Source organism: Janthinobacterium sp. 67 (assembly GCF_002797895.1).
In the GTDB taxonomy this organism is placed as follows: Bacteria; Pseudomonadota; Gammaproteobacteria; order Burkholderiales; family Burkholderiaceae_D; genus Janthinobacterium.
Genome location: NZ_PGES01000001.1, coordinates 3,942,621 through 3,955,267, shown reverse-complemented (window position 1 = coordinate 3,955,267; position 12,647 = coordinate 3,942,621). Strand labels below are relative to the sequence as shown.

General features: G+C 61.9%; 9 protein-coding genes. 7 read left to right on the top strand and 2 right to left on the bottom strand.

The features are described from left to right. Nucleotides 1-793: 793 nt before the first annotated feature. On the top strand, nt 794-2,851 hold the full coding sequence (locus tag CLU90_RS17725; protein WP_100428545.1) for a primosomal protein N': 2,058 nt from the start codon (nt 794-796) through the stop codon (nt 2,849-2,851). Here the strand turns inward: CLU90_RS17725 and CLU90_RS17720 are convergent. Further along, nucleotides 2,848-3,738, bottom strand: a complete 891-nt coding sequence (locus CLU90_RS17720) for an ArgP/LysG family DNA-binding transcriptional regulator (protein WP_092717398.1) — start codon at nt 3,736-3,738, stop codon at nt 2,848-2,850. The genes CLU90_RS17725 and CLU90_RS17720 overlap by 4 nt on opposite strands. Nucleotides 3,739-3,868: 130 nt before the next feature. Between CLU90_RS17720 and CLU90_RS17715 the strand changes: the two genes are divergently transcribed. Further along, a complete protein-coding gene (locus CLU90_RS17715) occupies nt 3,869-5,317 on the top strand; it encodes a dihydrolipoyl dehydrogenase (RefSeq protein ID WP_100429502.1) in 1,449 nt (482 codons plus the stop codon). A 164-nt stretch (nt 5,318-5,481) separates the two neighbouring features. Continuing rightward, on the top strand, nt 5,482-6,603 hold the full coding sequence (locus CLU90_RS17710; RefSeq protein WP_232731245.1) for an HD-GYP domain-containing protein: 1,122 nt from the start codon (nt 5,482-5,484) through the stop codon (nt 6,601-6,603). 1 nt (nt 6,604) lies between these two features. On the opposite strand, the gene CLU90_RS17705 is transcribed toward CLU90_RS17710, so the two are convergent. Further along, a complete protein-coding gene (locus CLU90_RS17705; protein WP_092717401.1) occupies nt 6,605-7,090 on the bottom strand; it encodes an SRPBCC family protein in 486 nt (161 codons plus the stop codon). A 209-nt stretch (nt 7,091-7,299) separates the two neighbouring features. Here CLU90_RS17705 and CLU90_RS17700 point away from each other — a divergent pair, with 209 nt between their 5' ends. The 4 genes from CLU90_RS17700 (at nt 7,300) to CLU90_RS17685 (ending at nt 12,553) form a co-directional block, all read left to right on the top strand. Next, entirely contained in the window at nt 7,300-9,360 is a 2,061-nt protein-coding gene (locus CLU90_RS17700) for a UvrD-helicase domain-containing protein (RefSeq protein WP_100428544.1), read from the top strand. 95 nt (nt 9,361-9,455) lie between these two features. Beyond that, nucleotides 9,456-9,938 carry a hypothetical protein gene (locus CLU90_RS17695; RefSeq protein WP_100428543.1) on the top strand — a complete coding sequence of 161 codons (483 nt, stop codon included), beginning with the start codon at nt 9,456-9,458 and terminating at the stop codon, nt 9,936-9,938. Between the two features lie 101 nt (nt 9,939-10,039). Beyond that, nucleotides 10,040-10,258: a SlyX family protein gene (locus tag CLU90_RS17690; RefSeq protein ID WP_034753936.1), complete on the top strand. Its 219-nt coding sequence runs from the start codon at nt 10,040-10,042 to the stop codon at nt 10,256-10,258. 153 nt (nt 10,259-10,411) lie between these two features. Next, nucleotides 10,412-12,553, top strand: coding sequence for a M3 family metallopeptidase (locus CLU90_RS17685; protein WP_232731244.1), 2,142 nt, complete (start codon nt 10,412-10,414; stop codon nt 12,551-12,553). Nucleotides 12,554-12,647: the final 94 nt, after the last annotated feature.

Genomic DNA, 12,647 nt, shown 5'->3' with positions numbered 1-12,647 from the left:
GAAGCCTGCCTTTTTCTTTGCTGCCCCTTAGCAAAAAATACCGACTTATGCACAATTTTTTTTGCTGCGGAAATAAGAGGCAGTATACAAGCCATGCCCGGGAAGGCTTTGCAAGTACTTGATTATTAAGAGATAAAAAATCCATTGTTCGGCGGACTTTATTGCATTTGATAAGGTTATTCTTTCGTTCGCTTGCCTTATTCCTTCATTGTCCACAAAGTTATCAACAGATTCTGTGGATAAAATTGAAAAGTATTTTGTTAACCGATACTTAGCGCCGATGTTCAAGTTTCACCTGAAGTGCATGTTGCAGTGCATGATAATTGAACAATGTTTCGCCGCTCGACAGCTAAAACCGAACGCTTGCCCGGCAATTGTCAACTTTGCTTCATGCCTCCTGTGTTTTCCCGGAGCGGATGCATCAAAACGGTGCTGATTTCTGTATAAATACATTACAAATGGTTCAGTTATGCACAGCGGCGGAAATGCCCTGTGGATTTATGGCTTCCCGGGCATCAATTTTTAAGTCATTGATTTTAATGCGTTAATTTTTCTTGCGTGCCGCTCTTGACGGCGATCAAAATTTTCTGTCCACATTTTTGTGAAAGTTAATTTTGCTTTGTCCACAAAGTTATCCACAGAATTTTCTTCAGGCACGATGGCACGCTGTCCTGTCCGCCGTTAGGCGTTTGACGGGCGAAACAAGTATCATGGCCCGCTGGCTCGATGCCTGACATCCCGCAGCGTCCTCTACCGTACGGCGCGCTTTTTTATTGAGATAGGCCCACCCTCCATGTCGCAGTGCATTTTGACGTCGTGCATCCTGAAAATCGCGCTCGACACGCCCTTGAACGCCCTGTTCGACTACCGCTGGAACGCGGCGGCCGATGCCGGTGCGGACGCTGCCGCGCCATTGCCGCAAGTGGGGCAGCTGGCGCTGGTGCCATTTGGCCGGCGTGAAGTGATGGGGCTGATCGTCGGCGTGTCCGACAGCACCGACGTGCCCGTCGCGAAATTGAAGGACGTGCTGGCCGTACGCAGCCAGCTGGCGCCCCTGTCGGAACAGTGGCTGGCGCTGGCCGCCTTTGCCGCCGATTACTACCAGCGTCCGCTCGGTGAAGTGGCGCTGCCGGGTTTGCCGAAGAACTTGCGCGTGCTCACCACCGTGGCGCTCGACCGCGCCATCAAGAAGCTGGGCAAGCTGGCCGACGCGCACGACGGCACGCCGCTGAACATGCCGGCCCTGAATGCCGCCCAGCAGGAAGCGGCGGACGCCATCGGCGGCGCGCAAGGTTTCAAGCCGACCCTGCTGTACGGGGTGACGGGCAGCGGCAAGACGGAAGTGTATCTGCAAGCCTGCGCCCAGGTGCTGGCGCGCGAGGACGATGCACAAATCCTCATTCTGGTGCCGGAGATCAACCTCACGCCCCAGCTGGAAGGCAATATCCGTGCGCGCTTTCCGGGCGTCATGCTGGCGACTTTGCACAGCAGCCTGTCCGAGGGCGAGCGCATGCTGCACTGGCTGGCCGCTCACCAGGGCCAGGCGCGCATCGTGCTTGGCACGCGGCTGGCTATCCTGGCGTCCTTGCCGAAACTCAAACTGATCGTCATCGACGAGGAGCACGACCCTTCCTACAAGCAGCAGGAAGGCTTGCGCTATTCCGCGCGCGACCTGGCCGTATGGCGCGCCTGGCAATTGCAGATCCCCATCGTGCTCGGTTCGGCCACGCCCTCGCTGGAAAGCTGGCACCATGCACAGACGGGGCGCTACCGCAAGCTGGAATTGCGCGAGCGGGCCGTCAGGAATGCGGTGTTACCGCGCGTCAAGATCCTGGACATGGAGCGCGACAAGCCGAAAGATGGCCTGACTTCGCATCTGGTAGCCGCACTGAAACTGCGCATGGAGCGCGGTGAGCAATCGCTGCTGTTCCTGAACCGGCGCGGCTATTCGCCGGTGATCTGCTGCGAATCGTGCGGCTGGATCAGCAATTGCACGCGCTGCACCTCGTTTATGGTGCTGCACAAGCCCGAACACCGCTTGCGTTGCCACCATTGCAGCCTGGAATTGCGCATCCCCCGCCATTGTCCCACGTGCGGCAACGTCGACTTGCAGCCGCTGGGACGCGGTACGCAGCGCGTGGAAGAGGGCTTGCAGCAATTGTTTCCTGAAGCGCGCATCTTGCGCATCGACGCCGATTCCACGCGCAAGAAGGGCAGCGCGCAGGAAGCATTCGACACCGTGCACCGGGGCGAAGTCGATATTCTGATCGGCACGCAGATGGTGGCCAAGGGCCACGATTTCAAAAAGCTGACCCTGGTCGGCATTTTGAATCCGGATACGGCCCTGTTTTCGCAGGATTACCGGGCCAGCGAACGGCTGTTCGCCCAGCTGATGCAGGTGGCGGGCCGCGCCGGCCGCGCCGCGCAGACGGAAGGGGGCAGCGTCAGTGAAGTGCTGATCCAGACGCGCTATGCGCGCCATCCGCTGTACGACGCCGTCGTCAACCACGATTACGACCATTTCGCCACCACCTTGCTGGAAGAGCGGGCGCAGGCGGCGCTGCCGCCCTACCTGTTCCAGGCCCTGCTGCGCGCCGAAGCGCCCGAGCTGGCCACGGCCATCGAATTCCTGCAGGCGGCGAAAGAGTGCATGGAACACCCGCAGGTGACCATCAATGACCCGATTCCCATGAGCATGACGCGCGTCTACAACGTGGACCGCGCCCAGCTGCTGCTGGAATCGCCCTCGCGGCCCGCGCTGCAGGCGTTTTTAAAAGAATGGCTCACTGAATTGCGCGCCATGAAGACGCGCGTGAAATGGTCGCTGGAAGTGGACCCGCTCGATATTTAATCCAGATAAGCGCGTCCGGCCCGGACGACCTGCTCGGACAGCAGCTTGGTAAATGGCGTGTCCAAGGCCCACGCATGCCAGCTCAGCGGCACGTCCAGGGTGCTGCCCGGCATCAGATCGACCAGTCTGTCCGTCGCCAGCGCTGGCGCGGCCAGGCGCTGCGGCATCAGGCCGTAGGCGAGGCCATCCAGGACGCAGCTGCGGCGCGCCGCTTCCACCGGCAAGGTGTGGTGGGGGAATGGTTCACGCATGTTCAATTGTTCAGCGAGGAAACGCGCCAGCAAGCCGTGCTGGCCCACGACGGCGGGCGCCAGTTGCACCGCCTCGGCAATAAAACCATCGCCGAACCAGTGGCCCGCGAACACGGGTGTTGCCACGCAGACATAACGCATCGCGCCCAGCGGCGTGACGCTGGTGGCGGCCGCCGCGTCGATGGCCACGCCGGATTCGGCCGCCACGCAGCCAAACACGGAACCGTCGCGCACCATCTGCAAGGCGCTGTCGCTGTCGGCCAGGCGCACGTCGAGCTGGCAGCGCGGCGGCGCCAGCAGGGCCGGCAAGGTGTCGGGGAACCACGTGGCCAGGCTGTCGGCATCGATGGCGATGGCGATTTCCGGCATGCTGACGCTGTTGCCCAGGTCGATGTCGAGCGACGCTTCCATCAGCTTGACGTTACGGTGATGCACGATCAGGCGCTGGCCCAGTCCCGTCGGCACGGCTGGCTGGCCACGGATGATCAGCAACCGCCCGCTGGCGTCTTCCAGCGCCTTGATGCGCTGCGAGACGGCCGACTGGGTGATGCCCAGCGCCAGGGCGGCCTTGTCGAAACTGCCATGGCTGGCCACGGCGTCCAGCACGGCCAGCGCGCGATAATCGAGTGATCCCATTAGCTCAGCTTATAAATTTTGAAAATGATTAGTTATACTAATGCATATATTGCAGCAAAGTAAAACCTTATTTTCGGCAAACGGGTAACATCGAACGCTGTGAGCAAACCTCGGTGGGATGGACAGCATGATGAAGACGATACAAGTGGATGTGGCCGTGATCGGCGGCGGCACGGCCGGCATGACGGCGCACAGGGCGGCGCGCATGCAGGGCAAGCGCGTGCTGATGATCGAAAGCGGGCCGTACGGCACGACCTGCGCCAGAGTCGGCTGCATGCCCAGCAAACTCCTGATCGCGGCGGCCGAAGCGGCCCATGCCGTGGCTGCCGCGCCCGGCTTTGGCGTGTATCCGGGTCCCGTGCGCATCGACGGCCGGCAAGTGATGGCCCGGGTGCGCAGCGAGCGCGACCGTTTTGTCGGCTTCGTGCTCGACGGCGTCAACGCCATCCCCGAGGAAGAAAAGCTGCGCGGCCATGCGCGTTTTATTTCTCCCGGCAAATTGCAGGTCGATGAGCATACGATCGTCGAGGCCGCCAGCGTGGTCATCGCCACCGGGTCCACGCCCATCGTGCCGCCCGAGTGGCAGGCGGCGGGCGAGCGCCTCATCACCAGCGACGCCGTGTTCGACTGGACGGATTTGCCCGGCTCCGTGGCCGTGATCGGCAGCGGCGTCATCGGGCTGGAGCTGGGCCAGGCGCTGGCACGCTTGGGCGTGCGCGTGACCCTGTTTGCGCGCGGCAACAAGGTGGCGCAACTGACGGACCCGCTGGTGCTGCGCGAGGCGGACGCCGTGCTGGCGCGCGAACTCGATATCCGTTTCATGACCAAGGTCGCGCACATGGCAAAAACGCCTAACGGCAGCGGCATCCTGCTGACCAGTCGCGACGACGCCGGCGTGGAAAAAACCGAGCAGTTCGAGTATGTGCTGGCCGCCATCGGCCGTGCGCCGAACGTGGACAAGATCGGCCTGGAAACGGCGCAAATCGAGCTCGACCGCCATGGCATTCCGCTGCATGACCGGCACACCATGCAGTGCGGCAAGAGCGCCATCTTCATCGCCGGCGATGCCGACAACGAACTACCGCTGCTGCCCGAGGCGGCCGACGAGGGGCGCATCGCCGGCGAGAACGCGGCGCGCTTTCCCGACGTCAAGCCGGGCTTGCGCCGCACGCCGTTGACGATCGCCTTCACGGAGCCGCAGATCGCCACCGTGGGCGCCACGTACCAGCAATTGTGCGTGAGCCACGTGGGCCGCTTCGCCGTTGGCGCCGTGTCGTTCGGCAACCAGGGCCGCAGCCGTGTCATGCTGCAAAACCAGGGCTTGCTGCGCGTGTATGCGGAATTTGGCAGCAAGCGCTTTCTTGGCGCCGAGCTGATCGGCCCGCGGGCGGAACACCTGGGCCACTTGCTGGCCTGGGCATGCCAGGCGCAGCTGACGGTGCCGGCCATGCTCGACATGCCGTTTTACCACCCCGTCATCGAGGAAGGCGTGCGCACGGCCTTGCGCGAACTGGCGCTGCACCTGGAAACAGACCCGGAACACGCGCCCGGCTGCGCCGATTGCACGCCCGGTCCCTGAATGCAACTTTATGATTTACATCATTTTGTAGACAAGCTCACATGATTGCGCGATCATCGCTGTCACATTGGAATATTGATTAAAAGCAAAAAACATTTCAATTGATGCACGCCACCCATGCCGCAATGGTAAAAGGGGGAGCGGCTAGCGATGACGGAGACGATGTGAAGATTCGGCGCATTTACGCGGGAGAACTCGCCCTGGGCGTGGCCCTGCCCTGGGACGTGCACGGCGAAACGGGCAGCTTGCTGGCCAGGCTGGGCCATGTCATCAGCAGCGAGAACCAGATCGCATTGCTGCTGGCGCGCGGCGTCATCGCCGATACCAGCGCCGACGTGCCGCGCACGGCCACGGAAGCGCCGTCGGCCCTGCGCATGCTCAATCTCGTCACGGCTGGCCTGGCCCTCGTCTTGCCGGCCATCGCCGCCGGACAAATGGTGGCGCAGGCACAACTGGCGCCGCTGGCGCAGCTGGTGGAAGAGGCCGTCGCCCTCGACGCCGACGTGGCGCTGGCCTGCATCCTGCACAACCAGGGGGCGGGCGACTTTGCCGTGCGCCACAGCGTCGACACGGCCGTCATCACGGCCTTGCTGGCGCGCGCCCTGAAGCTCGACGATGGCCTGATCCGCAGCGTGCTGCTGGCCGCGCTGAGCATGAACGTGGGCATGCTGGAACGCCATGCCCATTTCCAGCACAAGGCGGGGCCGCTGGACGCGCAGGAGCGCGTCTATTTGCGTGCCCATCCGCAAGCCGGTGTCGACTTGCTGCGCGCGGCCGGCGTGACGGACGCCGTCTGGCTGCAAGCCGTGCTGCAGCACCATGAAAATATCGATGGCAGCGGCTATCCGCTGGGTATCACGGGCGAGCAGATCGGCGTTGGCGCCCGCCTGATCATGCTGGCCGACCGCTATTGCGCCAGGGTTTCGGCGCGCAGCTACCGCCAGCCCTTGTTGCCGAACGTGGCCCTGCGCGAAATGCTGTCGGCGGAAAAAGCCTCGCTCGATGCGCCGCTGGCGTCCCTGCTGGTGCGCGAACTGGGCATCTACCCGGTCGGCACCTTCGTCAAACTGCTCAATGGAGAAATCGGCGTCGTCACGCGCAAGGGCTTGAATGCGGCCACGCCCCACGTGCAATCGCTGATCGGCCCCCGCGGCGCGCGCCTGGACGTGCCGCTGCGGCGCGATACGCGCGTGGACTTGCATGCGATTCGCGAAGTGCTCAGCGCCGAGCAGGCGGGACTGCAGTTTCGCCCCGACCAGCTGTGGGGCAGCAGCGCCAGAGTTTGATTTAGTTCAGCAAGCCTGCATCCAGCCGTCCCTCGAGCGCCAGCTCGCGCATGACGCGCACCGTGTCGATATCGGATTCCTGGTAGGCGGAACGGCGGAAGTCGTCGTACAGGGCGTTGGCCTCGTCGGTGGCCGCGTCGTGGCCGTCGTCGTACTGGAAACGTACCCACAGGCTCGCTTCGTCGGGCATTTCGATGGTCATCACCAGCGAAGAGGCGCTGATATCCTGTTGCGCCGGCACTTCATAGCGCACCTGCAGTTGCGGCACCAGCACCACTTTGTCGTTGATGACCAGTTCGCCGTAGCGCAGGCTGCGCGCGAAACCGGTGTCGCTGCGCTCGCTGATATGGCATTCATCGAGGTGCGGCACGAACAGCTTGGGCGACTCTGCGCGCAAGACGAGGCCGCGCCACACTTGCTCCAGGGTCAAGGTGTCGATCAGCGGGTTCAAGGGATCGTTGATTTCAATCAGGTGTTCAAATTTCATGGGACTGCCATTCGGTAAGTGGGCGCGCACGGGCGATATAGGCGGAATGGTACTCCAGGCGTGGCCGTGCCGCACGCATTGCATGGCCCAAGATGGCGTCAGATGGCGATATATCAATGCCATTGCCTGTTTTTCAGGCAGGGCCCGCCATGCAAATAGCCTGCGCGACGCTGGTACAATGGGCCGCTGTTCCCTGCGGAAATACCCTGATGTCCAAAGCACCACAGTTCGGTCTGAATGCGCCCCAAAGCGAAGCGGTTACCTACCTCGACGGCCCTTGCCTCGTGCTGGCGGGCGCCGGCTCGGGCAAGACGCGCGTGATCACGCAAAAGATCGCCCATCTGATCGAAGACCGGGGCTACGATCCGCGCACCATCGCCGCCCTGACCTTTACCAACAAGGCGGCGCTGGAAATGCAGGAACGCATCGCCAAGCTGCTGAAACAGCCGCGCCAGGCCAAGCAGTTGACGGTGTCGACCTTCCACTCGCTGGGCGTGAAAATCCTGCGCCAAGAAGCCAATGGCGTGGGGCTCAAGGACCGCTTTTCCATCATGGACAGCGACGACTGTTTTTCGCTTGTGCAAGACCTCGCCATTACCACCGATAAACAAATCATTCGTGGCATCCAGAATGCCATGTCTTTGTGGAAAAATGGCCTGATCGATCCGGACATGGCCCTGGCGCAAGCCAAGGATGAGGACGAGGCGAACGCGGCGCGCATCTACCGCAGCTATGTGGCAACGCTCTCCGCCTACCAGGCCGTCGATTTCGACGATTTGATCCGCCTGCCCGTGGAACTGTTCCGCAACAACGGCGCCGTGCGCGACAAGTGGCAGCGCCGCCTGCGCTATCTGCTCGTCGATGAATACCAGGACACGAATACTTGCCAGTACGAACTGGTGAAACTGATGGTGACGGGCATCGGCAAGAAGCCGATGTTTACGGCCGTGGGCGACGACGACCAGGCCATTTACGCGTGGCGCGGCGCCACCGTGGAAAACCTGAAGACCCTGGAGACGGATTTTCCCGATCTGCGCGTGATCAAGCTCGAGCAGAATTACCGCTCCACCATGCGCGTGTTGAACGCGGCCAATGCCGTCATCGGCAACAACCCGAAACTGTTTGAAAAGTCGCTGTGGTCCGAGCACGGCCTGGGCGAGCCGATCAAGGTGCTGGGCATGCAGACGGACGAGCAGGAGGCGGAGCAGGTCGCCATCATGATTTCGGCCGACCATTTTGAACGCAAGAACAAATTTTCCGATTATGCGATTTTGTACCGGGGCAACCACCAGGCGCGCATCATCGAGCAGTGCTTGCGCAAGGAACGTATCCCGTACACGATTTCCGGCGGCCAGAGCTTCTTCGACAAGGCCGAGATCAAGGACATCATCAGCTACCTGCGCTTGCTGGCCAACGAAGACGACGATCCGGCCTTCATTCGCGCCGTGACGACGCCGCGCCGTGGCGTGGGCCAGTCGACCCTGGAAGTGCTGGGCGCGTTCTCGGGGCAGTGGCAGTGCTCGCTGTTCCAGGCCGTCTTCAAGGGCGGTATCGAGGCCAAGCTGACGGACCGCCAACTGGGGCCGTTGCGCGACTTCTGCAACTTCATCAACGACCTGGAATCGCGCGCCAGCCGTCCGGGCGCGGCCGGCAGCGGCGACAACGCGGCCGAAGTGCTCGATGACATGATGAAGGAAATCCACTACGAATCGTATCTGTACGATGCCTTCGAGGAACGCCAAGCGCAAAGCAAGTGGCAGAACGTGCTGGAATTCGTCAACTGGCTCAAGGAACGGGGCCGGGGCGGCAAGGACCGCGACGGCGAAGAAAAGAACGTGCTGGAACTGACGCAGATGGTGGCCCTGATGACGATGCTCGAGGGCAAGGACGAGGAGCAGGACGCCGTGCGCATGTCGACCCTGCACGCGTCGAAAGGCCTGGAGTTTCCGCACGTGTTTCTGGTGGGCGTGGAAGAGGGCATCTTGCCGCACAAGGGCGACGCCGATGCGCCGGCCGAAACCATCGCCGCGCGCATCCAGGAAGAGCGGCGCTTGATGTACGTGGGCATCACGCGGGCCCAGCGCACCTTGCACATCACCTGGTGCAAGAAACGCAAGCGGGCCGGCGAGCAAGTCCATTGCGACCCGTCGCGCTTCATCAAGGAAATGGAACTCGACGTGGGCGACGCCGTGCCGACGGAGGCGGAAGTGATTTCGCCAAAAGAGCGTCTGGCGCGCATGAAGGCCTTGCTGGCCGCGCCGAAAGGCTAGTGTCGCGTGCCGGCGGCGGGTGCTGCCACCACCGTTTTGCCCGCAAATGGTACGGCGGTGCTATACGGAGTATCTTCCACTTTTTTGAGACTGCCATGACCCATCCATTTGAAGCTCCGCTGACCTTGTCTTCGCTGACCCGTCCCGCGCTACTGTTCACCTTGAGCAGTGCCGTCGCCGGTTTGGGCTGGTGGCGCGGCGACTCGCGCTGGCCCGCCCTGGCGTTCCAGCTGTTGTCCGGCTTCGGCTATCCGGTCTTGCTCACAGTCCTGGCCATGCTGCTGCTTAGCGTGATGGCCATCAAATGCAAGGGTAGGCTGGCGCGGTTTGCCTACAATGACTTTGACAATCTCTGGCGTTATGCGCAAGCCACGCTCACACGTATCATCGCGGTCTTTGCCGGCATGATAGCGGTCGCTGCGGTGTGCTGGGCGTCTACGGGGAGCGCCAGCGCCATGCAGGTGGTTTTGTATGGCACCGTGTTATTGGCCATGGTGGTGTTTTACCTGTTGGGCCTGTCCAGTATGGCGGCTGCCCTGGCGCTGCGTGGCCTGCCTGCCGACCTATCCGCGAAATAGAACCTGGTCACGCTCCGCATCGTTGTCTACCGGCACGATGCGGTCTGTGTGAAGGCACGCGTTAAAATGCTCCCTTTCAGTCAGGAATCACCGAGAGCACCATGGACAATGCAGAACAGATGGAAGTACGTTTCGTCGATATCGAAATCAAGCTGGCGCAGCAGGAAGACCTGGTCGAGTCGCTGAACCAGATGGTGTACCAGCAGGGCAAGCGCATCGACCAGCTCGAGGCGATGCTGCACAAGTTGGGCGAACACGTGCGCGACGGGGCGCAGCAGGCCAATGGCGGGCTGGTCAACGAGCGTCCGCCGCACTATTAAAAGACATTTTCATGCGCAAGGCATGAAAACCGTTCATCACCGCCTGGCGCGATACCATCGGTAGTTGCTGGTGACGCAAGTGTTTCAGACTGTTATTATTTCAGGCTGGCCCGCGACACAATCGCGGCTCTCTTGCGTTTCTTGAAAGAAGACATGACCCGTCCAACTATGCTCGTCATCGCCGCCAGCCTGGTGCTGGCGCCTGCCGCCGCCGCTTTTGCCGCCACCGCTACCGCGGCGGCAGCCTTGCCCGCCTCGAACCCGTTTGCGCAAGCGAGCAGCCTGCCGTTCAACTATCCGCCGTTCGACAAGGTGCAGGACGCCGACTACGCGCCCGCCTTTGCGGCAGGCATGGCCGCCAACCTGGCGGAAATCAGTGCGATTGCGAACAACAAGAAGCCGGCCACGTTCGACAACACCATCGTCGCCATGGAACGCTCGGGCCAGTTGCTGGGCCGCGTGCGCACTGTGTTTTCCGTGATGTCCGGCTCGAATACGAATGACACGATCCAGGGCCTGGAACGCGAACTGGCACCGAAAATGGCGGCCCACAGCGACGCGGTCATGCTCAACGACAAACTCTTCAAGCGCATCGACACCCTGTACGCCAAGCGCGACAAGCTGGGTCTGGATGCCGAATCGAAACGCCTGCTGGAACGCTACCACACGGACTTCGTGCGCGCCGGCGCCAAGCTGTCGGCGGCGGACAAGGAAAAACTGCGCGCCTACAACGGCCAGCTCGCTGCCCTGTCGACCAAGTTCGCCCAGAACGTCTTGAAAGAATTGAACGCTTCGGCCGTCGTCGTCGACACGCGCGAAGAACTGGACGGCCTGTCGCCCGCCGCCATCGAAGTGACCGCCGGCCTGGCCAAGAAACGCGGCCTGGACGGCAAATACGTGATCGCCCTCGTCAACACGACGGGCCAGGCGCCGCTGTCGCTGCTGACCAACCGCGCCTTGCGCGAACGCATCATGGCCGCCTCGCAAGCGCGCGGCAGCCGTGGCGGCGAGTTCGACAACACCCAGGAAGTGCTGGAACTGGCGAAACTGCGCGCCGAACGTGCCGCGCTGATGGGTTACCCGAACTATGCGGCGTATTCGCTGGAAGACCAGACGGCGCACGACACCACCGCCGTGAACGCCCTGCTGGGCGAGCTGGCGAAGCCGGCCGTCGTCAATGCGCGCCGTGAAGCGGACGATATCCAGAAGGTCATTGATGCAGGCAAAGGCGGCTTCAAGGTGGGCGCCGCCGACTGGGCCTTCTATAGCGACAAGGTGCGCGCCGAACGCTACAACTTCGATGAAACGCAATTGAAACCGTACTTTGAAATGCACAGCGTGCTGACCAAGGGCGTGTTCTTTGCCGCCGGCAAGCTGTACGGCTTGACCTTCAAGCAGCGCACCGATTTGCCCGTCTACAACGCCGACATGCTGGTGTACGACGTCTTCAATGAAGACGGCACGCAGCTGGCCATCTTCACCCTCGACCCTTACGCGCGCAGCAACAAGCGCGGCGGCGCCTGGGCGAATGCCTATGTGGGCCAGTCGACCTTGCTGGGCCGCAAGCCGGTGATCGCGAATAACCTGAACATTCCAAAGCCGGAAGCGGGCCAGCCGACCCTGATGACGTTTGACGAAGTCAACACCATGTTCCACGAATTCGGCCATGCGCTGCACGGCATGTTTTCGAACGTGAAATATCCGCGCTTCGCCGGCACCAGCGTGCCGCGCGACTTCGTCGAATACCCGTCGCAAGTCAATGAAATGTGGGCGCTGTGGCCGGAAGTGCTGCAAAACTATGCCAAGCACTATCAGACGGGCGCGGCGATTCCCGCCGAGCTGCTGGCGAAAGTGACGGCGGCCGACAATTTCAACCAGGGCTACAAAACCACGGAATACCTGGCGTCGGCCCTGCTGGACCAGCGCTGGCACCAGCTGACCCCGGCGCAAATCCCCACCGACGTGCTGGCCTTTGAAAAAGCCGCCTTGACGGATGCGGGCGTCGATTTCGCCCCGGCGCCGCCGCGCTACCGCACCACGTATTTCTCGCACGCGTTCGCGGGCGGCTACTCGGCCGGCTACTACGCGTATCTGTGGTCGGAAAAGCTCGATGCCGATACGGTCGAATGGTTCAAGGAAAACGGTGGCCTGACGCGCAAGAACGGCGACTGGTTCCGCAATAAACTGCTGTCGCGCGGCGGCAGCGCCGATGCGCTCGACATCTACCGCAACTTCCGCGGCCGCGATGCGAAGATCGAACCGCTGCTGGAACGCCGTGGCCTGAACGGCAAATAAACCGGCAAGCAAGTCGGATGATTCCGGTGTGAAAGCCGGGTCAATGAAAAAGGCCGCCAAGCAATTGGCGGCCATTTTTATTTGGAGATTTCGA

What these genes read in the sequence shown, in the direction of transcription:
- CLU90_RS17685 (WP_232731244.1), top strand. Translation starts at nt 10,412, where the DNA reads ATGACCCGTCCAACTATGCTCGTCATCGCCGCCAGCCTGGTGCTGGCG.
- CLU90_RS17695 (WP_100428543.1), top strand. Translation starts at nt 9,456, where the DNA reads ATGACCCATCCATTTGAAGCTCCGCTGACCTTGTCTTCGCTGACCCGT.
- CLU90_RS17715 (WP_100429502.1), top strand. Translation starts at nt 3,869, where the DNA reads ATGAAGACGATACAAGTGGATGTGGCCGTGATCGGCGGCGGCACGGCC.
- CLU90_RS17700 (WP_100428544.1), top strand. Translation starts at nt 7,300, where the DNA reads ATGTCCAAAGCACCACAGTTCGGTCTGAATGCGCCCCAAAGCGAAGCG.
- CLU90_RS17690 (WP_034753936.1), top strand. Translation starts at nt 10,040, where the DNA reads ATGGACAATGCAGAACAGATGGAAGTACGTTTCGTCGATATCGAAATC.
- CLU90_RS17720 (WP_092717398.1), bottom strand. Translation starts at nt 3,738, where the DNA reads ATGGGATCACTCGATTATCGCGCGCTGGCCGTGCTGGACGCCGTGGCC.
- CLU90_RS17705 (WP_092717401.1), bottom strand. Translation starts at nt 7,090, where the DNA reads ATGAAATTTGAACACCTGATTGAAATCAACGATCCCTTGAACCCGCTG.
- CLU90_RS17725 (WP_100428545.1), top strand. Translation starts at nt 794, where the DNA reads ATGTCGCAGTGCATTTTGACGTCGTGCATCCTGAAAATCGCGCTCGAC.